At 49.1% G+C, this 22,112-nt stretch carries 20 protein-coding genes and 1 CRISPR repeat array; of the genes, 3 read left to right on the forward strand and 17 right to left on the reverse strand.

Annotation, left to right across the window (positions count from 1 at the left end; genetic code table 11):
• Positions 1-11: 11 nt before the first annotated feature.
• The 13 genes from QXH45_00790 to csa3 (QXH45_00850) all read right to left on the reverse strand — a co-directional run bounded on the left by QXH45_00790 (position 12) and on the right by csa3 (QXH45_00850) (position 12,538).
• Positions 12-425, reverse strand: a complete 414-nt coding sequence (locus tag QXH45_00790; protein MEM2077791.1) for a hypothetical protein — start codon at positions 423-425, stop codon at positions 12-14.
• A gap of 13 nt (positions 426-438) precedes the next feature.
• Complete coding sequence (locus tag QXH45_00795; GenBank protein ID MEM2077792.1) at positions 439-1,914, reverse strand: hypothetical protein; 1,476 nt, start codon at positions 1,912-1,914, stop codon at positions 439-441.
• Positions 1,915-1,936: 22 nt separating this feature from the next.
• Positions 1,937-2,908: a hypothetical protein gene (locus tag QXH45_00800; GenBank protein MEM2077793.1), complete on the reverse strand. Its 972-nt coding sequence runs from the start codon at positions 2,906-2,908 to the stop codon at positions 1,937-1,939.
• A 2-nt stretch (positions 2,909-2,910) separates the two neighbouring features.
• A complete protein-coding gene (locus QXH45_00805) occupies positions 2,911-3,921 on the reverse strand; it encodes an SPFH domain-containing protein (protein MEM2077794.1) in 1,011 nt (336 codons plus the stop codon).
• 6 nt (positions 3,922-3,927) lie between these two features.
• The gene (locus tag QXH45_00810; protein MEM2077795.1) at positions 3,928-4,425 is read right to left on the reverse strand and encodes a hypothetical protein; all 498 of its coding nucleotides are present in this window, start codon (positions 4,423-4,425) and stop codon (positions 3,928-3,930) included.
• A gap of 108 nt (positions 4,426-4,533) precedes the next feature.
• Entirely contained in the window at positions 4,534-5,505 is a 972-nt protein-coding gene (gene cas6 / locus QXH45_00815; protein ID MEM2077796.1) for a CRISPR system precrRNA processing endoribonuclease RAMP protein Cas6, read from the reverse strand.
• A gap of 21 nt (positions 5,506-5,526) precedes the next feature.
• The gene (locus QXH45_00820; protein MEM2077797.1) at positions 5,527-6,399 is read right to left on the reverse strand and encodes a CRISPR-associated endonuclease Cas3''; all 873 of its coding nucleotides are present in this window, start codon (positions 6,397-6,399) and stop codon (positions 5,527-5,529) included.
• Positions 6,392-8,272, reverse strand: a complete 1,881-nt coding sequence (gene cas3 / locus QXH45_00825; protein ID MEM2077798.1) for a CRISPR-associated helicase Cas3' — start codon at positions 8,270-8,272, stop codon at positions 6,392-6,394. Before cas3 ends, QXH45_00820 begins: the two co-directional genes overlap by 8 nt.
• Positions 8,247-9,413 carry a hypothetical protein gene (locus QXH45_00830; GenBank protein MEM2077799.1) on the reverse strand — a complete coding sequence of 389 codons (1,167 nt, stop codon included), beginning with the start codon at positions 9,411-9,413 and terminating at the stop codon, positions 8,247-8,249. The genes cas3 and QXH45_00830 overlap by 26 nt, the downstream gene beginning before the upstream one ends.
• Positions 9,410-10,318: a CRISPR-associated protein Cas5 gene (locus tag QXH45_00835; protein MEM2077800.1), complete on the reverse strand. Its 909-nt coding sequence runs from the start codon at positions 10,316-10,318 to the stop codon at positions 9,410-9,412. The genes QXH45_00830 and QXH45_00835 overlap by 4 nt, the downstream gene beginning before the upstream one ends.
• A gap of 13 nt (positions 10,319-10,331) precedes the next feature.
• Entirely contained in the window at positions 10,332-11,411 is a 1,080-nt protein-coding gene (cas7a, locus tag QXH45_00840) for a type I-A CRISPR-associated protein Cas7/Csa2 (protein ID MEM2077801.1), read from the reverse strand.
• A gap of 5 nt (positions 11,412-11,416) precedes the next feature.
• Positions 11,417-11,776, reverse strand: a complete 360-nt coding sequence (locus QXH45_00845; GenBank protein ID MEM2077802.1) for a hypothetical protein — start codon at positions 11,774-11,776, stop codon at positions 11,417-11,419.
• A gap of 126 nt (positions 11,777-11,902) precedes the next feature.
• Positions 11,903-12,538, reverse strand: coding sequence for a CRISPR-associated CARF protein Csa3 (gene csa3 / locus QXH45_00850; protein ID MEM2077803.1), 636 nt, complete (start codon positions 12,536-12,538; stop codon positions 11,903-11,905).
• A 27-nt stretch (positions 12,539-12,565) separates the two neighbouring features.
• Between csa3 (QXH45_00850) and csa3 (QXH45_00855) the strand changes: the two genes are divergently transcribed.
• A complete protein-coding gene (gene csa3 / locus QXH45_00855) occupies positions 12,566-13,216 on the forward strand; it encodes a CRISPR-associated CARF protein Csa3 (protein ID MEM2077804.1) in 651 nt (216 codons plus the stop codon).
• Here the strand turns inward: csa3 (QXH45_00855) and QXH45_00860 are convergent.
• Genes QXH45_00860 through cas4a form a run of 4 tightly spaced genes read right to left on the reverse strand, consistent with a single transcriptional unit; the run spans position 13,213 to position 15,854 of the window.
• Positions 13,213-13,731, reverse strand: coding sequence for a Dna2/Cas4 domain-containing protein (locus tag QXH45_00860; protein MEM2077805.1), 519 nt, complete (start codon positions 13,729-13,731; stop codon positions 13,213-13,215). The two genes, csa3 (QXH45_00855) and QXH45_00860, sit on opposite strands and share 4 nt — an antisense overlap.
• On the reverse strand, positions 13,731-14,018 hold the full coding sequence (cas2, locus tag QXH45_00865; protein MEM2077806.1) for a CRISPR-associated endonuclease Cas2: 288 nt from the start codon (positions 14,016-14,018) through the stop codon (positions 13,731-13,733). The genes QXH45_00860 and cas2 overlap by 1 nt, the downstream gene beginning before the upstream one ends.
• A gap of 4 nt (positions 14,019-14,022) precedes the next feature.
• Entirely contained in the window at positions 14,023-15,012 is a 990-nt protein-coding gene (gene cas1 / locus QXH45_00870) for a CRISPR-associated endonuclease Cas1 (GenBank protein MEM2077807.1), read from the reverse strand.
• The gene (cas4a, locus tag QXH45_00875; GenBank protein ID MEM2077808.1) at positions 15,012-15,854 is read right to left on the reverse strand and encodes a type I-A CRISPR-associated protein Cas4/Csa1; all 843 of its coding nucleotides are present in this window, start codon (positions 15,852-15,854) and stop codon (positions 15,012-15,014) included. The genes cas1 and cas4a overlap by 1 nt, the downstream gene beginning before the upstream one ends.
• A gap of 338 nt (positions 15,855-16,192) precedes the next feature.
• Positions 16,193-19,013: a CRISPR direct-repeat array (repeat unit 24 nt; unit sequence GAAACAATAGAGAAAAATTGAAAG).
• Between the two features lie 172 nt (positions 19,014-19,185).
• Between cas4a and QXH45_00880 the strand changes: the two genes are divergently transcribed.
• Together QXH45_00880 and QXH45_00885 are read left to right on the forward strand one after the other, a co-directional pair.
• A complete protein-coding gene (locus QXH45_00880; GenBank protein ID MEM2077809.1) occupies positions 19,186-21,225 on the forward strand; it encodes a hypothetical protein in 2,040 nt (679 codons plus the stop codon).
• A 375-nt stretch (positions 21,226-21,600) separates the two neighbouring features.
• Positions 21,601-22,029 (forward strand): Holliday junction resolvase-like protein, encoded by a 429-nt coding sequence (locus tag QXH45_00885; GenBank protein MEM2077810.1) that lies wholly within the window; start codon positions 21,601-21,603, stop codon positions 22,027-22,029.
• Positions 22,030-22,112 lie beyond the last annotated feature (83 nt).

The following is a 22,112-nucleotide window of genomic DNA, read 5'->3' on the forward strand; positions in this document are numbered from 1 at the left end:
ATGTTTAAAAACTATTGATTAACGATTTTCCTGATCTTGTAAGCTCCCAGGAGGGCTCCGGATAACACTATGATTAAAGCTATTCTTACATCCATTCCAGAGAAGCATATCCATGTAGCTACGAGGAAGAAGATCACTCCGATGAACGCTCTGGATGCAGCCGGGTTGAAGGCGGGTTTCCTCGAAGGCTCTCTCAGGCTCTCGAACCCGTAGTACCAGATAGCGTTGACGTATAGGAATATTGTCGAAGCTAGGGGTAATGCGTTTTCTCCGGGGACGGCGAACGTTGAAGCTATTGCGAGGATAACTGATGCAATGAAGACCGCGAAGTCCCTGAAGGTTTCAGCTAGCTTAATCCTTGTGAATGAGAGGGCGATGAATACTATTGTTGACGCGACTCCTATTGCAAGCGTGACCTCGCTCATGTTTTCAACCACGTTAGATAGATAGTTTTACAAGGTTATTTAACTCGGTCGCGAGTCTTAGGCCTAGACCCTTCTCGTAAACCATTGTTCTCTGGTCGACCGTGTTGAATGGAATGTAAACTATTCCGGTTGCTTGAGAAGACGCGAATGTGATCTTTCCCCTGTACTTGTTGTTAGCAGCTTCTATGTAGCCGTCGGCGAGCTTCTCGGCTAAAACGCTGGATATTAGCGGTGGGAAGGCTTTAGCGTCGCCGGGTATGCTCGAGGGTTTCGCCGATCCAGCTATTTCCCTTGCTAGTAAGTATCCGTGAGCCTCAGCTATCTTATCGGGCTGGACGGTTTTACCAGAGTATATTCCGAGGACGTCTAAGACGGGGTTTTCAATATAGGGGGGTAATCCCGCGACGAGAAGCGTGAGACGGGACTCGCTCCCTTTTTTCAACAAGAGTCCTTTCACGAAGGAGAACCTGCACTCCACTGTGAAGAATGGAATATAGAATCCTCCCTTTCCCGGTGCAACGTTGACTTCAGGGCTACCTGCTCTCGCGCTGGCTAGTTTCTTCAGGTTTAGGCTTGTCTCCACGATGTCTTGGACGGGCCTCTTGTAATTGTCCCTGAGCCATTTGAAAACACTAGTGTATGCTTCAACCCATTTAATGATCTCTAATGGATCCTTTCCCGCGGCGAAGAACATGTGGGCTGCTTCTGAAATATGGTATACGGCTTCCGCAACTTGTTTCTCTACTTCGAGGATTCCCCTGTTCACCTCTGGTATTGCCGTGGAACCCGTCTTCTCGAGGAGTAGGTTATACTGGTCTATGCTTGCCTTAGCGATGTCTACCGCGGCCGAAGTATTCCTATTGTATAGCTGGTCTAAAGCCGTTAGAATTGACTTGACAGCGTTTAGTCTCTGCTTCACTAGTGTGAAGCCGGGCTCGTCGGGTATTTGAGCAGTAGCCTCCTCGATGTTTTTCAAAGCAGATTTCACATCGTGCTTTGACAGTGCTTTCAAAGCATTGATAAGGTAGCCGGCCGTGCTCCCGTATACTATGGTCTCGTAAACGAACTTCGAGTCCTCCTCGGATACTGCGAAATCCTTTACTGCCTGCACCCTCAGGGTTTCCTCGAAGAATTGTTTCGAATCCTCGCTCGGAGGTGTGGGCGGGGGTATGGGTGAAACCGGGTTTGACAAGTACTGTAGGTATTTCGCCCTAATATTCGCCCTAGTCAGTAATAGCTTCGGTTTTATAATGCTCTGAAAGATCTGGTGTCTAGCGGCTGTGTCGACAACTGTTGATGAAACAGCGGTTGGGGGAAGCAGCTCTCTTATCCATTTCTCAAGCTCCATCCTGAGCTTCTCTATGTATCTTGTAGCGTCGACGATTTTATTGAGGAAGCCGCAGTACTCGCATCTAACCCAGTCTTCTCCCGGCTGTGGTTTTGGAAGGGGTGCTCCGCAGTTCGTGCAGCGTAAGGCGGTTGTTTCCAAAGATTGACCCCTTCTCTACTTGTTACTTACGCCCGACTTGAATCCTTACCGCTGAGACTCTTACCTCTAGTGCGCTTATCCTAGCGTTGAGCCTCGCTTCTACTTCCTGCAGAGCTTTCATGGCGAGCTCGTAGTACCTCTTGGCTAGTGCATCGCTCAAGTTGTAAACCATCGTGTAGCATACTCTGCAGACAGCTATCTTACTGTCGGCTATTAGGAAGGATGCTTCTCCACCATACTTCTCCCTTATGTAAGCGTTTACGGAGGCGGGCATGTATATGTAGTTTACCTCCTCCCCTTGTATCTCCCTGTGGCAGACCCAGCACTTCGTTGTCTTGGAGAGCTTGCCGAGTTTGTCGTTGACGAAGCTCCTCACCTCGGGTGGCGCTTGCTGAAGGTATGCTGATGCCTCACTGTAGAGTTCAACCGCTTTCGACGGGTTGTCGGCTTCTATTTTCAAAGCCCTGATGATTCTCGCGTAGCCTAGTAGTCTGAGCCCGACGGAGTTTAACGGGTCGTGAATGTTCAGCAAGTCTTCGAGTATGAGTCTCCTGGCTCCTTCGCCGAGCAAGGCGTTACCTACTTGCTCATACTTGGATGCGGTGGCTTCATCCATCTTCCCGGCTTCAGCGACGCTGAATCTTGGGAGGCTTAATATCATGGAGGCTATTTCGAGATCTCTCGCCAGCTCAGCAGCGGTTGGCTTGGCGGCTGTTCCTATGTCTAGAGGAGTGACCGGGTCAAGCTTCCTGCACTGCTCGGCTGCTTTCGAGAATGCTTCAGGAGTCTTCTTGACCAATGCGTCGTAGAAAAACGCGTAGAAGAGTACTTCCCCAGCTCTTCTCGAGACTTCTGAATCGCTGGTTTTCGAAGCTATTTCGTACGCGTTTTGGAAGTGTTTAACAGCTCCTTCAAGGTTTCCCTTGTTTCTATCGCTGAATGCCTTGTTTAACTCGTCCTCGAACTTCTCCTTATCGCTTTTGAAGAATATCACGGCTACATCTCCTTCTTATACTTCTCGAGCAGTTCCTTCTTCATTTGATCGTATTCCTCCTGGGTTATCAAGCCCTCGTCAAGCATCTTCTTAAGCTCTCTCAGCTTAGCTATCACGGGGCTCTCCTGAGGCTGGGCCGGAGCCGTAGCTGGTTGCGGCTGCGGAGGTTGCTGTGGCTGCTGGGCTGGCTGCATCGCCTGCTGCATGAGCGTTGGCATTGCTACGAGGGCCCCCATCCATCCAGCGGCTGGTGATCTGCCAATGGCTCTCATTACCTCAACGGTTTTCACTATCTCGAGTACTTTGTCCTCGTCGCCCTTCTGTATGGCGAGCAGTAGCGGTAGACCATACGTTGGGTCTTCCTTCTCCATTCTCTCGAGCTGTGGTAGCGTTATTCCAGCTATTTTAACGTCTATTAGCTCCAGACCTCTCTGAGCGAAGGCTTCTTGTATCACTCCCGCCTTGAGCCTCGAGGTCACCTGGGTTAGGTTGGTGTAAATATCTATTGCAGTGTACTTGCTGATCTCCTGTATCAGGGTTTCGACGAAGTAGTTTCTTATGAAGTCTGCAACGGCTGTCGAGGAGATCTCTCTAACGGCGCCAGCTATTTGTGTTAGAAATAAGACTGGGTCGGAAACCCTGTACCAGAACTCGCCGAAGCTCTGTAGCTCTGTCATGTAGAGTGTTCTAGGCCCCAGCTTGACCCTTGTCGAGAGTCCGAACTTCCCTCTGAACTGCTTGAGGCTTACGAACACTACTCTGGCTTTGAACGGGGTTTCCCCGTAGCCCATTACTAGCCTGAAGGCTCTTGTGAGTAGCGGGAGGTTTTGAGTCGTTAAGACGTGTCTCCCTGGGGGTAGGACGTCGTAGATTTTGCCGTCTCTCATGAATATTGCTGTCTCATACTCGTGTACTACGAGAACGCTTCCCCATCTAATGTCCTCGTACGGGTATACCCATAGGATGTCCTCTGGGCCCGGGTTAACCCATTCTATCACGTTTGTCCTGCTCACCCTCTATCACCTCACAATCCCGGAGAGGATCTTCTCCCTCTCCTCCAGCATTGACTCATAGTCTTTGACCAGCTTCTCGATGCCTGCCAAGTAGTTTTCAACCTCGAGAAGACTGAGGGGTTGGTTTGAAGTAGCCTTGTTCAAGGCTTCTGCTGTTTCACCCAGCTTCAAATCATGCTCGAGCATCTTGTCGAGCACTTCCTCGCCCACCTTAGCAACGTGGAACAACGGCCTGTAGCCGTAGGGCGCGTGCCTCGTTCTCTCAGCCAGGGAGTCGAGCTTGTACACGAGCTTCTCCACCCTCTCGGACAGGGGTGTTGAGCCTGAGGATGACACGAGGGTTGAGTATAAGACTTTCAAGTCTCCAACGCTCTTCTTCAACTTCTTGTAGAGCTCATCCCTCACGATCCTATCGGTTTCACGGACGAGTTCCTTCTCCTTATAACCCCTGTAGCCGGGGAAAACCATTAATAGCTTCTCATATAGTCTGAGCTCCTTGCTCAAAGAAAATCCACCATATAGAAATATATCCCGCCCCCTTAATATAGTGGGTGACTCCCGGGTAATATGCAGTGTTTAATTATTCTATGCTTGAGGGGAACTGTTTTCCCCCTAGGGAGGTCTCGTGGCGGGCACGCTGTTCTTGGGTGAATCCTCTTTTCCCGCTCCTCCATTAGAGTCTATGCCGTTGCCCGGTACTTCGATGAAAACGTGCCCGAAACCGGTTGCCCTCCCCACACCTACGCCGAGGGTTATCGTGTATGCGAACAGCTCCCTCAAGTATTCTTTCAAGTCTATGTTCATGTTCTTAGAGTACATATCATAGTAGTGCTGGTTCAAGTAGAGGTTCACGTAGCCTATGATGGTTGGCTCCGGCCTCCTCTTATAGACAACCCACTTAATCCCAGTTGTCTTGAGCACCGAGTAGGGCTCGTTGAAGATCCTGTGGAGCATGAGCAAATGCCTCCTGAACCTCTTGTAGGTGAATGCTCCCTTGTGGGTCAGCATCGTGTAGACCGGCACCGCGAAGATGTTCATCACGGAGGGAATAAGGGTCTTATGCTTCGTCCTCTTGAAAGGGTCCCTGAGCATGGTGGGCGAGGCAAAGACGATCTTCACCTTCCCCGTCTCGAAGAGCTTGCTCATCAGCTCGCTCGACTCCATCTGAGGGATGTAGTATTCGACTCCAGTGGTTTCAACGCACACTCTCTGATCCATGTATGTGAAGCAGTCGTTAACGCCTAGGAGGCTTGACATGGTTTTAACCGGGTCTGAAACATTGCTCGTGAATCCAGCGTAGAAGTAGTATTCGCCGTTTAAAACTACCTGTGAGAGAGGGCCCTGGCATTTAGCTGTTTTTCGATTAACACATTTCACGTAGCTGTACAGGCAAATGCTCTTCCCGCCCGAGCTGTAGTATAGGGGTGAGACGTGTATGTACTTGGGTTCTCCCCCAGCCCTGGGCTCGAAGAACCCCTCGAGCTCTGGGAGCCTCCTGATCAATATAGTCTTGACGAGCTTGCTGGTGAAGAGAACCCCTTTGAAGCCTTGAACCCTGACGGATGCCTTGAAAGCGTGCAGCATGATAACCTAGCACTCCTGTAGCTATCTCTTCATGCATACAATATCACGTATACAAATATTAGGATCGTCCGCCCGGACCTCGCCGATATCGATACGGAGCTCCTTCAGCCAATCCCTAACGTATGAGGAGAGGTTGTAGGGAAATGCCCCTCTCTCGCACGCGGCTGCAAGGTTGTCGGCGACTACAAGGAGCCCGGTTAGAACCTTGACCGCGAACATCTCGTAAGCCTGACCGCCCTCTTCTATCTGCTGGCTTGAACACTTTAGCAATCCTTCGCGGCAGTATGATTGCCTCTTCATGATTCTCCCGGGGTAGTCGTCGAGTTTGACTGCGCAGAGGGGGTGATCTGCGCACTCTTTGAGGAATTCCTCTAGGATTTTCTTCTCAACTCCCACCGTTACTTTAATGATATCGTTGCAGAGTAAATTCTCGGTCAACCTATCCTTCATAGCCGCGTGGTGTCTCAGTATGGCCTGCATCAACAGCCTAGCTTTTCTCTTAGTGTACTCATTACTGTTTTCCACGAGCAGGACTGCTATCAGCATTCCCGCCGCGAACTCGTGGTAGGGGAAGGAGACCTTGACTTGCCCAGCATTGAAACTATTGTTCAGGAAAGAGGACTTGTAGTAGTTTGAGGATTTACCGATGTCGTGGAGGAGACCCATTATTTCAGCGAACTTTAACGTCTCGTCTCTTTCCCAGTTGTAGAAGCTTCTCGTTCTGTTCTCCACTATCTTTAATTGCCTCTTGAACAGGCCCGCCAGGATCTTACCAGTGTTGAGGGAGTGTTCCTTCAGGGGCGAGATTATTGGTTGCGAGCCCCGCAGCTCGGCGTATGCCACCGGCCACCGGTCTACTACGGTTTTCTTAAACGACCCGAGAATGTTAGACAACCAGCAACCCCTCTCCAGGACTGTAGCACCGTGGGTTTAGTATGAGGTATTGGTATTCCTCGTTCGAGTCATCCATGTAGATGGATGGGATCTCCCACAGGTTCAACGATTTATATTGTTGAAAGTCTTTCTGAAGTAGATTTTTCCCTAGTTTCTTGGATAGGGAGATCTTGAAGCGCGTGCCCGTGCTGTCTGCTTGTTTAGCGATCAGGGCTTTGTCCCCCCGGTATTCCAGGCAAGCCCTCCCTTTGTTAAACTCTCTTACCTCCTTCCTGAGGAACCATTCAGCATCGATGCTTATGAAGTCTACGTCCTGGATTTCAACTATAACCGGGCCCTTATCTACCTGAGGTATTTGAGGCATTGTAGTCCTCGGAATTAACATGTTCAACTGTGCCGAGTCCCTTAAGAATCCTTCCAAGCCCAGGGCGTTCGCCAGGCTCTTGAAAACTTTGAAGGAGCCTTCACACATCAGGTATTGTTCGAGGAGTTTGCCGCCGCTGTTGGGTGAATTTTCAGAGGTTTTCGACGTAGGAGGACTTACTTTTTCTATTATTTCAGTAAAGCCGATCACTTTATAAATAGTGTCGGGTAGCCTCCAATTTATCTGGAAACCATTATTCAAAGCCTTCTTCAACTCTTCAACCGTCTCCTTAACCCTTTGTATCATGTAGACGTCGTATCTCTCATCTTTCCCTGCATTCAATGATCCCGGGTCGATCAAGATCACTTCTCCCCCCTCTTTTAAGCAGTCCTCATAGACCTTTGATCCCTCGCGGCACAGTCTTCCAGCTCTTTGAACGAGGTTCTCTATTGGCGCTGGATCGGTTATCAGTGTTGACGCATTGCTCTCGACTCCGGCTTCAATCACTTGGGTGGCCACGACTATTCCGCCGTTATCCATGATATCATCCACTTTCTTCAGCGAGCTCTCCCTATCCCGTATGCTCATCCTTCCATGTATTAGAGCAATCTTCGAGCTTGTTTTCCCTTTAAGATACTTGTAGGTGTTAAACGCCTTCTCGACCGTGTTTCTAACGATCAGCACGGGTTTCCCGCTCCCGGCTCTTTCCACAGCTATTTCCAACGCATCGCTCTCTGTTTTGAAAGATGTCTTCCACTCTATGTTGTTTGATCTGCAGTAATCCTCGTCTACAATATTTTCAACATCTAAGCTATTGCTCTCGGAGAGCTTTTGTATTTGTGGATTGCTTCCTCCGCACGATACATATACGACCGGTATCCTGCTCCCTGCTCCTCCTCTGGATTTAGAGATTATTGATGCCAGATTGCCTACGACTTTAGTGTTCATGGTCGCCGTCTCAACTATGAATGGGATTTTCAAGTAGGTGAGGAATGATATCCCCGCGTAAACGATGTCGAGCGAGATGGATTCGTCGACTCCCCCAGTATACACGTGCGCCTCGTCGAAGACTACGGTTGACGTCAGTATGAATGAAAGAGGTACGTAGTAGTGCCCCGCAGACTTCTCGAGCAACACTTTCCCCATCTCGGCAACGGGGATCTTGTAGAGGTTCATCATGAAGCTGTCTAGAGTTGTAACCACGAGCTCCCTCATGAAGAACGGCGTCTTATCCTTTTCTTCAAACGAGTCCTGTGATTGATAACCCGTGTTGAATCCGGTTCCCGCGAATTTTTCCTCAAATATCTTTCTAACCAGCGTTTTGAGGGGTGCTACGTGTATGAGACCCGCGGATCTTCTCGACTCAATGAATTCTTTAAGGATTAGTGGGGATGCGAGTGTTTTTCCATAGCCTGTTGGAGCTATGAAAAAAATAACGTCGTGGTCTGGGATGAGCTTGAGGAGGGCCTCAACTCCTCTTCTTCTAATCCTGCCCCACCCTCCTAGAATCTACAAGCATTGACAAGTATATTAGTACCCACTTCGCCTGTTCGGCGAGGTCTCTAACGCTGGCTTCAACGCTTGCGCTGTGGAGTCTTGCCAGGTTCCCTGCACACTCCAGGAGGGTCGAGTTGTCTCCCGTCTCCAGGTATCGGAACAAGCTGTTTAAGCACGACGTTGATGCTGCTACGGCGGCGTTCTTTAATCCCTCGCCCACCTTTCCCGGTAGGAGAGTCTTCACTACTAGGTTGTCCAGTCCTCGTAGGAGGTTTTGCGTGTTCTGAGCCCCGAGCTTATGGATGAGTTGTTCGAGCTGGCTTGAGATGATGATGGGGGTTGCGTAGACCAATTGAGGCCTCTGCTCAGCTATCGTCTTCACGATTAGGAACTGTTCGAACACTCTATTGGTCACCAGCCCGCCTATGAGGTTGAGGTCTTGCACGGCATGGATCATGACGGCGAGGCTCAACGCTTGATCAACGCTTACTCCAGAAAGCTCCTTTCTCGTTAGATCGTTCAGCACTTGATCGAATCTACGCTTAACGCTCTGGCTCTTACTATATACGAGGTTGTAGAATAAGCATGAGTTTATCATCGACGACCGGGTTCCATCGGGCACTAGGTATATCTCGGTCCTCTGATCGTTTATGTTCAAAACAGCTGCGAGGCTGGTGATGGCACCGACTAGTGCAAGCCACAGCGAGCCAATGCTTATGTTCGTGACTATGTTGCCAGACCTGTACTTGGAGAACACGTAGTGTTTCAAAAACATGGGCATTAAGACGGAATCCATTAGTTTCTGGCAGGTTAAGTTGGCTGATGCTTCCTTCAACTCCGAGGCATTCAGCACGTTGGATTTTATAATACCGGCCTTCTTGAGTATTTCAAAATCCTTTGCTCCAGCCGGATACAGTCTCGGATACATTGTTTTACGCCTCTCTTCCCCAGCGATCTTGTCCAAGTGAGCGGATATTAGGGAGAGCATCTCTTCGCAAAGGCTCTGATCTAATATTATGAATCCTGTTGCCAACCCATCTTCAAGTGCTTTTTTCAAATTATTTGATGCTTCACAGTATATACATCCTAGGGTGGCTACCTGGAAGTTCCTTCCCAGAGTCCTCTCATCCATTAACTGTATTGTAATGCTCATACTCCCACGCTCGTGAACGACTCCATCCCTTCCCTAGACGGCTGATACGCTTTACACGGTTCTTTCAGCTTGAAACGCCGGGTCTCGCCTTTTCTAAACGGCAATAGGATGGCGTTGGATGCCTGTACAGATGGTACGTAGAATCTCCTCAGCTCATAGTCTAGGTAGGGTAGCTCCACAGTAGGAGTGACCATAAACGGCTCCACGCAGCTCGCTAGGACGTATTGCGCGGTCTCGAACTCTTCCCCGGTTCTCACAACGGGCTCTCTATCGTATCCCGACTCGGCTGGGTCTGTCGAGGCGATCCCCTCCTTGCTCCCGATCCTTGACACGCCCGTTGAGACCAAGCGGCCTATGGAGTCTATGTCCTCCTCTTTCAGCTTGACCCCGGGGTTCATGGAGAGTTTTTTCAATAGCTTTTCAACATCGACAACCCACGTGAGGAGGAGTTTGACGCCGGGAGCGTATGCTGAGCCAACTGCTTGAGCTGGGAATATCCTAGGCAAGGCCTCCGTGTAAAACTCTATACTGTGTACTTCGGCCCTCATCCTTGCTCTCTCAGAGTCGCCTTTGTAGATGGATGCAGATATCTTTGATATCTCGCTGTGGACAACGATCCCGATCTCCGGTTCATCGACGACTACGCCTGCGGACGCAGCTATCGTCGCGTCCACGGCTTTCTCCATGAAGCTGGATATTAAGGTTCCTCTCCCATGGGTCAACTTCTTCTCGAGACTATCTCTCTCCCCGAGAAGTCTTGCAAGCGGGTATGCGAAAGCGCCCACTACGGTGGTAGGGGGCGGGATAACGTATGCTGGCTGAGATGCAGATACATCCTTGTACCTGACCGTGAAACCCCATGAAAGGGTTACGGTGGAGTAAAAAAGACGTATTGATTTGGACACGTCTCAACACCTCTTACCTGATTGGCGCCAATATGTTGATTATCTTGTCCTTCGCCTTGGCAAAGGCTTCAGCCGGCGATGAAGCCTTGTCGAATGTGACTTGTTTCACGGGCTCTCCGCCGGGCTCCTCGAGACCCTCGCCATTGTACGCGTAGATGTTCACTATGAGGTTGTTAATTATCTTCGACATTGCAACGGCTCTCTCATAAGTCTTCTTGATGTAATCCCTGCTTAATCCAGGTGATACGTTGAACTCGACAGGCCCCCTGGAGAAGGCTACTACAATGCTCCTCACATCCCACTGCGGCATGTACCTGCTCCTCTTAGCGCCGAATATCAATCCGTCCACAAGGGCTGTTAAAGCGTCGATGGCTGCCTCAACTCTTTTGACTCTTTGACCCTCCAGCTCTGGATCCAGGGTTTCGGAGTAGTTGAGCCTCGCTATGTCGGAGATTACTAGCTGTGTCGTCAGAGTATACAGCGCGCTCCCGCTTTCCACGTAGAATAGCGCCTGCTCGCCTCTCTTTGCCTGGGGCGTGTACCTCACGTGGAGCTGCGGTATTACGACAGCCCCGCCTTCTTGAACCGCGTCCAAGGATGGGAGGAGGTAGGAGAATCTGATGGCAGACGTGCGCTTTAACTGCTTGTCCGTGTACAAGAATCCTCCGACATCAGCTACAACGCTTGATTTAACAAAGAGCTTCTCCAACTCCCCGGGTTGTTCGATCTCCTTCAACTTGTTTTTAACCTCCTCGGGTTTCACGCCGAGCTTTCCCGCTATCTCGCTGTAGTAGCTCTGTATGATGTTGTCGTCCGAGAACTTCATGAAGTATCCTTCCAAATCCATTTTAGTCACTGGAAGCCCTCTCTGGTTTGCAATATGGGCGAGTACCTGCTGATATGCGTGGGCGAGGGATTCGCCGCTGACGGCGGGAACGTAGATCACCGAGTATCCCTTCTCGGTTTGAACGATGATAGGTGCTTTCCTGTGCCTCGTATAGTTTCCGACGCTCTCAGCCATGTTCAAGGCTTCAGCGTTGACGAGTATTCTCGCGGACACGCTTAAGTTGTAGATGATCGAGGGATGGACCATTCCAATCACCCTTGCCCGCCCGACTCCTCCCTGGCGATCATGGAGGGTATTCGCGCATATGCCCTCATGGAGAGCTCCCTGGCCAGCTTAACGATCTCGGTCCGAGGCCTGTTCTGGAGCATGCTGGCAAGCATGTTTACAGCCCTCTCCAGCTCGGCATCCGTGATCGATGGGCACATCACTACTCTGCCTTCACCCAGGTCGACGGAGCCCGGCCCCTCCCTGCAGAGTGCTAAGTATGCTCTTATGGCATCTCTGATTGCCTCCATTATGGAGATCTCGTCGAGGGCGTTGCCCAGTCTGTCAATATAGCTGTAGTCTTTCTGGGCGCCTAGGAAGGCGAGTATTTCTATTATCTGATTCATACCTTACACCAATATATTATTTAGACCCGAAGGGATATATAAATTTTTCCTATCAAGAAATATTTCTTACCCCGAAACGCAATTATTCATGAAACGATCATTAATTATGTTTCAAAACACGAAACATTAGAGCAGATCATAGACCTCCTTGCATAAGAGGTAGACATCGCCTTCCCCACACACTATTCTGTTTGCCATCAGCTTCCGCAACCTCTTGAATACCGTAGACTTCGGTATCCCGGCTTGCCTAGCGAGCTCTGCAAGGCTTGCCCTCCCAAGCGTTCTCAGGCTCAAAACTATGTCCCTATCCCTATCATCCATGCTTAAAAGCTGTTTCAAAAGGCTTAGCTTCGGCTCCCAGGAGTGCTCGAAAGCCTCTCCCTCAACGGCTATCTGGATCCTCGACGACTCGTCCTCGCCGAGCATTAGCGCCGCCACCAGGGCTGAGACCACGAGGATTCTAGGCCCCCCGGTGAGATAGAGGTCCACGGGCCCTTTCTGGGAGGCATTCTTCAGTATCGTGTAAACGGCTCTTATGATGCCGCTGGCTTCAAGGCCCTCCAGGGTGCAATCGATCCTCATTGAGATGCAGATAGCTTTCAAGGCGTGGAAGGCTTTAGCAACCCTCTCCTCACCCTCTCTCGTCTTAAGCGATAGTAGCCTGACCTGGCTGTACCTCCTAGCCGTTATCCTCCTCACGACAAAGTCTATGTCAAAGCCGAAGGTTGCCACGAGGGTTCTAGCCTCTACCTCCTCCGACATCTCCCTAACCCAGAGATATATATTTGTATGAAGGAGTTATTAACAGTGAAGGATATGCGGGTTTTCCTTTTCCCGCTCGGATTCCATGAAGATCCCGCGATACGGGTGCTAGTGGAGTTCAAGAGTAATGTTGAAGACGAGGCACACGCTTTCACTTGCCAACCCCTGTCTCCCGGGTCGAAACGCGCCTTCGAGTCCCTCAAGGCCTTCTCATCTTCTCAAAGGTTTCCAGACCCCGCACTGGTGCTGGTCAACTGCTCCAGCTTCTATGAGAGTTTCAAAGTGGTCAGAGGGATTGTGGAGCCCAGGGACGCCTTGTTCATAGTGGAAGTCGGCATGGGGCCGAGGATCATAAGCCACGCGATTATCCAAGCCTTGATCTACTCGAACAAGGATTTCATGATCCACTACGAGCCTGAGACGGGCGTCGACTCCCCCATAACAGTTGATCACAGATTTCTCAAAATATTGCGTGAAGGCTTGTCTTCCTCCGAGCTGAGGCTTCTCGAGGCCCTCTCCCATGGAGAAGCCTCCATGCCTGAGCTAGCCGGGGTCCTAGGGGTCTCGGAGAAGACCGTAAGGAATATTGTATCTCGCCTCAGAGCCAAAGGATTGATCGCTAAGATAGGTAAGAGGGAGAGGGTTGTTTTGACCGAGGCTGGGAGGGCTCTCGTCTAGCCGTAGGGGCAGAACCTCCTGTACCAGCACCACTTACACCTCGAGTGCTCCGGGATGGTTGGAGGAGGCCTGTCCCTCGCCTCCTGCACTTTAACTCTTCTGAAGTGTTCTTTTGCCCCGTCCATTGCATCGTCGGATAACTCCAGCTCCCTTAGGGAGCCCGCAATCTCCAGGGCCATGGTTCTTAATCCTTTGATCCTTCTCGAAGCTATGTAAGATGTAACGGCTAGTTGAGCCACGTATCTGTGAAGGCTTCTCGTGGGAAACTTCTTCCTCTCAATGATCGTGAGGTGTTTTCCCCGCTTAACGATTTCATCAACCAACGTCACCATTCCGTTTGAGGAGAGCTTCAACTGCCCCTTCCCATCTGAGACTTTTACGTTTCTGCCCTCCTTCATGGAGTCGGTGGCGGGTTCGACCACGTTATACTTAAGTCTTATCCAAGCGATGATGGGACAGTAGATGAAGTCTTTAACCATGGAGGGGGAAACCGACTGCTCGGGCTGGTAGGGCATTATATCACTGTGTAAGTTTTGGTCGAGGATGTTATGTCGCTCAGAGGCTTTCCCCAGTGCTTCATGTACTTTACAGAGTACTCGAGCAACGGTATTAGGTGTATTACGTCCGAGTCGCAGGCGACGTACTTGGGTAGGATTCTCTCAACGTCCTTCACTGCCGTGGGCAGGAGCCTACCTATGAAGACGCTTTTCTGCACTCTCGAGAGCCCTCTGTCCAACAGGTAGTTGCTTAGCTTCAGCCTCACGTTATTGTCTGATATGTCGTAGACTATCAACACTATCATTTCATCACCAGTTGTGGACATATGCCCTGAACACAGCCTCGCCTCTCACGGCGGCGGCGAGGTTGAACGCGCTCCTCCTCAGCACTTGCCTGAGGGTTGCCGGGGCCTCGCCCAGCCACTTCGTCTTGGTCTCGTCGAGGGTTGCGTTGAATGAGGTTATAAGCTTCACCCTGGACTCATAGTCTAGGAGGCCGTTGACTACCCTGGGGATCCAGCCGTGCCTCAGTATTGACAGGAGGGTCATGTCCGCTGTGAACCTGAACTGCTCTATGTAGTCGAAGACTAGTGTTGGATTCCCTGATCTATCGGCGTGGAGGTATCCTAGGTAGGGGTCGAGCCCTGCGAGGACGAGGGCTTTCCACGACTCCGAGTAGAGTATTCCGTACAGATAGTTTAGCGACATGTTTACGGGGTCCTGAGCGTCCTGGTCCCTGCTGTTGAACCCGAGGCTTTTGGGAACTAGCTTCGCATATGAGGACCAGTATGTTCTCGCCGCTTCTGCTTCTATCTCGACTATCTTGGCCTTAGGGTTGTCGGCGCCCAGGAGTGCTGCATCTATTCTTGAGGCGTGTCTGGCTACTTCTTCTGCAGCGTTTTTAAGCTCTTGGTCTCTCGTGTAAGTGTAGTACCTCTTGAGTAAGCCGGCTTGATTCAATATCTTGGCTTTCACTATTTCTGCAGCTATGTCGAGGCTTTTCCCCTTTACCGCTGTCTCGTACTGTTTTCTCCTCGTCTCTACTGTTTTATTGATGTATACTGGGTAGACTCTCCCCGATGGGTATCCCTTGCTGTCGAGGAAGACTAGGTCTATTCCGTGGTCGAGTATTTTTCTAACTGTTTTACTCGATATCGAGACTCCTGATGAGGCTATTATGACTTGCTCGACCTCGTGGATTGGTATGTTGTTTTTCTCGCCGTTTTTCTTCTCCACTACTATTTGGTTCCTCCTCGTCCTCAATCTAGCGCCGTATTCGGCTACTATTAGCTGCTTCATCACGTGCACACCGTTGCGAGCGGGCATGACTCGGGGCATTTCACGTCTCTCGGCGGCTCTCTGTCTTCGAGGAGCATGTCTATTATCTCGTCTCTTTCCTCTATGAACCATCTTCTCAGGTCGTTTGAGATGTATACTGGTTTGAGCGTTGTTTTTAAACCGCTGGTGTTTGAGACGTATATTAGTATTCCGTAGTCGTGGGGCGTCTCAGTGTACGCTTTTAGCGCGAGGGCGTATCCGGCGATGGTTAGCTTGTGGAAGTCTCTGGGCTGCCCGTACTTCATGTCGACGATTACGTTTTCAAAGAGTATGTCTACGGAGAGGTTTTGTGAAAGCCCTAATGGGGTTCCGTCGACCTTGTACTCGGTCATGGTTGGTGCCTGTGCGGAGCCGTTTACTACTTGCTCGTACTGCGCCTCCCCGAGTGTGGTGAGCAGGGTAGTCTTGTATGCCTCCTCAACCGTTTTCGCGTGCGCTGGGTCTGGGTTTAAGATCCGCCACTTGTTCTGGAGGATAATATAAGCTGTTGTCGGGGGAATGTCGTTGGCGAGTGCTCTAGCGGCCTCCCTTAAGGCGAGGCTGACCGCGTCGTGAATAAACCTCCCTGTGAGCAACGGGTCACTCGCCTCTGCTCTCGCGCCAACTTTCCTCCTCAACCAGACATCTCTTCTCGTCGGGCAATACTTGGAGGCTACTTCGCTGACTCCGAGGCCGAGGTAGGCCCTAGGCTTTAGAGGCGGCCGATCCCAGCTCCACCCCCTCAGCTCAGCGTCAACCGGGTCATTCCTAGCCCACTCGTAGAGCCTCCTAATGCTCCTCAACACATGCCTCCTCGCTATCATGATTCCACCGCTATCCCACTTCTACTTAAATCCTAATAAACCGCCCCCATCATGACAACCCCCGTTTTCCCGGGAAACCCCGGGAAAAAGCCGCCGCCGCGTCGAGGAACGAAGTGATCACTTCTCGTCACGGAAACGAACACAGTTCAGAAAACACGCAGAGTGCCGCGGATAAACATTATGCAAAATCCCGGGGAGCCCCGGGAAAACCCCCGGGTCCGCGGCGCGGACCCGGGTGATCAACCCCTCATCAACCCCATGGACCCGGGCCCACAGAGGAGGCAGGGGAAAGACTTAAATAGAGGAAAACAAAATAAACAAATCAAAAACCAAAAACAGAAACAATAGAGAAAAATTGAAAGCATTTCGCCGTCTACGACGCCTATTTCAACAGCTGTTGTGAAACAATAGAGAAAAATTGAAAGTTATACAAAACACCTGACCCCAGCTTGAAGCATATATTAACCTGAAACAATAGAGAAAAATTGAAAGGCCAAACACGCTGACAAGCAATATGCCCGCGGTGTTCACTTGCGAAACAATAGAGAAAAATTGAAAGTAGACCGTGAGGAGATCTATAGCAGGACAGACAGGTATATGAAACAATAGAGAAAAATTGAAAGCTTATATATTTTGTGGTTACAGTGAGTGAGGATCCTAAGGAAACAATAGAGAAAAATTGAAAGTTCATCTTGCTGTTGCTGTTCGGTTGGCGACCCGACGATGTGGAAACAATAGAGAAAAATTGAAAGCATCGCACGTATATTTCAAGATTTTAGACGACGCATCATAGGAAACAATAGAGAAAAATTGAAAGTAGGGATTGTCCCGCCTTTGTCTTCATAATACTGATACAGGAAACAATAGAGAAAAATTGAAAGTGAAAAACGAAATAGAGGCTCCAGGATTCTACCTTGTAGACGAAACAATAGAGAAAAATTGAAAGTCTTTATCAAAAACATTTTTGATGAAGGTGCCAGGCCTTGGAAACAATAGAGAAAAATTGAAAGGCCTGGGGACGGTGTCAATACTGGCCCCGGTTTTTTCGTGGGAAACAATAGAGAAAAATTGAAAGAAGTGGAAAGGGGAACCACGGCACGCCTTACAACGGCACGGGAAACAATAGAGAAAAATTGAAAGTTTCAACGCGTAGAATATTGGCACAAGTATGAACATTAACGAAACAATAGAGAAAAATTGAAAGAGCTATAGTTTACAAAAACCCTTAAATTAACCTTTTTGTATGAAACAATAGAGAAAAATTGAAAGTGTCATCGAGTTCTATGTACAATATCACGCCTGACCTCAGAAACAATAGAGAAAAATTGAAAGATCTTTTTTTCCATCTTTACCCCCATATAACATACTGTAAAGAAACAATAGAGAAAAATTGAAAGGTAGCGACCCATCGAGAATTGAAATACTCTTATTTTGAAGAAACAATAGAGAAAAATTGAAAGCTAGCCCCGCTTGGTTAGAATTGTAACCCGAAGTGTCGAGAAACAATAGAGAAAAATTGAAAGTCTTATAGCTGTATACAATTGCCGAGAGCCGTGTGGCAAGCGAAACAATAGAGAAAAATTGAAAGTCTATTCTGTTTATATCATACACGTTTACATAAACTTCTTCGAAACAATAGAGAAAAATTGAAAGTGATCATTTTAAGATAGTATCTCAGCGCGTCGCGTATTATCTGAAACAATAGAGAAAAATTGAAAGCGCCACACCGCACCGCACCGCGGGACCGCAAGGCTTATGAAACAATAGAGAAAAATTGAAAGTTAAAGATGTATAAAGATGTATATGTTGCAAGCGTTGGAGTCGGAAACAATAGAGAAAAATTGAAAGAAATAACTCTTTTGATCAAAAAAATGTTCAAGGAAAAGGTGAAACAATAGAGAAAAATTGAAAGTATTGAACTCCTCGTGGCTTGGAAATATATTGTGCTTAAGGGAAACAATAGAGAAAAATTGAAAGTCTAGTGCCCTAACCCGCCTGATCACATTTTCAATCTTTTGAAACAATAGAGAAAAATTGAAAGCTATTAAATAATTGTGGTGAGACAGATGTCTGGCTCGTATATGGAAACAATAGAGAAAAATTGAAAGTTACTTCTTCAGTTAGTTGTGGTGAATGCATGAAGTGCGCGAAACAATAGAGAAAAATTGAAAGTTAAGAACATATATAAAGCGAGCATTACGAAGCCAGCGATCAAGAAACAATAGAGAAAAATTGAAAGGCTGTTTTAAATGCTCATATTCTCTCATCATTAGATCTCTTATTTTGAAACAATAGAGAAAAATTGAAAGTGAATCATTGATCTTCGCGGCCAGGCCGTACTCCTCCAGCTTGAAACAATAGAGAAAAATTGAAAGATAGGGCTCTACTAGAGCAGGGCTATAACGTGCTGTTTATGAAACAATAGAGAAAAATTGAAAGCGCTGATATTCCGCAACACCTGCGCAGTTCTTCTAATAAATGAAACAATAGAGAAAAATTGAAAGAGACGCTGCCTGGGTCTCGTATAAGCCCCCGTACTGGGCGAGAAACAATAGAGAAAAATTGAAAGTTTTACATATATAATAGATGGGGCGAATCCCCTATGGCCAGAACCGAAACAATAGAGAAAAATTGAAAGCTTGTTTCAGCCCACTGCCTCAGTGCTTCACCATACTGGAAGAAACAATAGAGAAAAATTGAAAGACACTTGTGCTGTGAACCACCGTAACTTCTCCTGAGATAAGGAAACAATAGAGAAAAATTGAAAGTCTTTTATTACAGTGAATTTTACGCTCTCCCCGTATTGGGTTGAAACAATAGAGAAAAATTGAAAGCGATGGAGCGTGAAGGATTCAAGAAAATGCTTGAGGCATGAAACAATAGAGAAAAATTGAAAGTGAATGATGAATGTATAAACGTTATTAAAATAGACATCGAGAAACAATAGAGAAAAATTGAAAGCTGTTTCATCCATGCAGTTTCACCTTTTACAATATTATAAGGAAAGAATAGAGAAAAATTGAAAGAATAAGCAGTATTATATAGTTTTACATTGTTTTTTACGTAAACGGAAACAATAGAGAAAAATTGAAAGCGGCATATGCCCGTACTGGAAAATCACGGCAAAGGGGCGAGGAAACAATAGAGAAAAATTGAAAGTTAAGGGGTTGGATACTTTTTCATATGAGTATGTATAGTGTGTTTTGGGTTGATTCGGGTGTTTTTAAGGAGGTAGTGGTGGGGGTTGTTTGGGGGATGATTGTGGTTTTGTTGTTTTGAGAGGTGTATTTTTAACCCTGCTCTTCCATAGGTTTTTGTGAAGGTGTGTTGTATGGGTAAGGCGTCATCGCAGGCACCTCTTCTCGCGGCGCTCTTAATCCTTGCAGCTCCTCTCCTGTCCTTCGCCTGGCTTGGAGGGGTTGCTGGAGAGGCTCCGGCGGGCATTAGAGTAGTGTTGGATGACCACTTGTTTGCGACATACACGTTGGAGTCAAACCTTGTCTACGCCGGCGGCTCCTACCTGACCAGCCTCTTGAACATAACCCATGGATCCTTCATCGAGGGAAACATATACTTCGTGAGGATCAATGCTTCGACGGGGGAGCAGTCCAGGATCGTGTTAACCGACAACCTCGGGATAGACCACTTCACCCTCCCAGTCGGGGACAAGATAGCCCTGGCATACTCCAGGTTCGTCAGCACGGCTCAGAGGAGGGATTTGAACCTCACCATAATAGACCCTGCTGGAAACGAGGTGCTAGCCGATATACCGATAGAAGCCACTGCGAACCACGATGAATACCCAGTCCTAGCCTACAACCCGAGGACCGGCACGATAGCAGTAGCATACTTCATAAGCCTGGGAACCACTAGAACCATAGCCGTCAAGCTGTTAGACGCCTCAACCCTATCCATCACAGCATCATACCAGTTCCCCAACGCCACTCTAGACTACTCGAGGATAAGCTTCAATATCGCCCCGCTCGGAGCCGGCTTCATACTGGTCTACCCCAACGAAACCGCAACCCCTGGAGAGGTCGACACGGTCGCAGTATACGTCGACGGAGCGGGAGCTCAGCCGATAACCGTAGACCCCACCCCCGGCGCCAACGAAACCTTCGGCGAAGTCATCACAATGAGAGCCCCGAACTACGTTAGAACCGACACCCTATACTCGCCCTTCACCCCCCTGGTAATCGACGAGAACACAGTAGTCTTCACAGGATTCACATACAACTCCAACGGCACGAGAAGCGTCTTCACCCTCCAAGCAAAAATGGAGAACGGTCAACCAGTCATATCCCAAGTCTTCCACGGCCTCGGACACTACCCATCAATAGCCCAGGGCTCCTCAACCATAGCGCTAGCCTACTCAGCCCCAGGCCCCGGCGGCTACGACGCAGTGGTGAAAATACTGGACAAGCAAACCCTCCAGGAGATAGCGTGGCTAAACCTCAGCGCGATCGCCGGGACAGCTCCCCTCCCAGAGGGATTCGTTAAAACAGCCTACAGCCCCTCCGGATACTATCTAGTAGCCTGGAGCGTCCTCGGACCCGACTCAACCTACACTATAGTAGCAGCAGGGGTTAAGGAGTCGCCTCTCGCCTTCACGGGAACGGCAAGCATACCGACAACAGCCGGATTCAACGCCACGGCCCTGAGGATAGGAGTTGATGATTCGAACGGCTTCGCAATACTATACAGAGAGTACAAGATCGCTACGAACGAGTCAGACACCTACCTGTACATGGGTAAGATCGGAGTAGACATACCCCCGATAACCGAGACCACAACAGTCACGGAGACAACCACTACCACGCACACAACCACAGTCACCGCTACCGAGACCACTACAGTACCCACGACGACAACATACACTACAACCGAAACAACAACCACGACCTACACTACGACTACAACAGCGACCGTGACCACCACGGAGACAACCACCGTGACCGAGACATCCACCACAACTACTACGGCCACCGTCACGGAAACCACGACAATCCCGACAACCACCACCGTGACAGTCACCGAGACAACAACTTCAGTCATACCTACAACAACTACCGTGACAGAGACAGCTACTCAAGTAGTCACGACAACCCAGACCACAGTCATACCCACGACCACAACGCTCACTCAAACACAAACCTCAACAGTAACCTTCACAATTACTCAGACAGCCACCATAACCACAGAGATCCAAACTACGAGAACAATCACTGAGACGGAGACCACGACACAAACCACTACGAAGACGGAAACCCAGACCACGAGCATACTCGAGACGTCGTCGGGCGTGGCAGCAGCCGCAGCCGCACTACTCGCAGGAGTATTCGTGGGATGGCTCCTGAGGCGCTCGAGATAGCTTTCTTTTTAAAAACCCTCCTCCACCATTAGAGCACTTATTGCGGAACAGCTCAATGCCTTCTCAACCATCCACAATATCGAGCACCAAACAGAATGGCCCTCCTGCTTGAAAAGCTCGGTGGCAAATAAGTGCTGACGCCTCTCTCCTCCCCCGCACGACCGGCTTAAGGAACAAGACGAGGCACAGCTCCCGGGGTGCACGACCCCGCAGGATACGATTTTTATACATGGTAGCGCACGTTGGAGGCAACAGAGGGGAGTAAACAGGGGTGCTCTCATGCTTGAGACTACGGTAATAATCATCCTTTCAGTACTGTCAATAATTCTCTTGTATTTCCACTTGCAACTAAGGTAACGTGTTGAGGTGAAAGCCATGGAACTGGCTCACGAGATCTTGAGGCGGAGGAAGCGCGAAATCAGACGCGACGCTATCGCTAGATGTCAGCACACGAATCTGGGAAGGATAGGGGAGCATCTCTCTCCACTCGCTATCTTCCTAAACTACGGAGTCGACTTAAAGGACCTCAGGTTCATTGGATCACCGATCGACTACGTAGCCTTCAAAGGCTACTCCGGCGGAAAAACAGAAGAGATCATATTCATTGAAGTGAAGAGCGGAAGTTCGGGGGATCTAGAGGAAAAGCAGAAGCAAGTTAAGGAGGCTGTGGAGTCTTGTAGGATAGAGTGGCTGGCAATACACTTACCAACCGAGATAGAGAATTTGAAGCGAGCTCCGTCCCAGAGGCAAGAAAACACGGTTCTAAAATACCTGTGCGTCTCCACCAGATGCTTGATTAGCTGACGCGTGCTCCTCAACCAGCACGCCATGAGCGGTTCGGATAGACCAGCCTCCGGCTGAAGATTTATTAGGGCTTGCTCATAGTG

It is taken from the genome of Thermosphaera sp. (assembly GCA_038827615.1).
Classification (GTDB): domain Archaea; phylum Thermoproteota; class Thermoprotei_A; order Sulfolobales; family Desulfurococcaceae; genus Thermosphaera.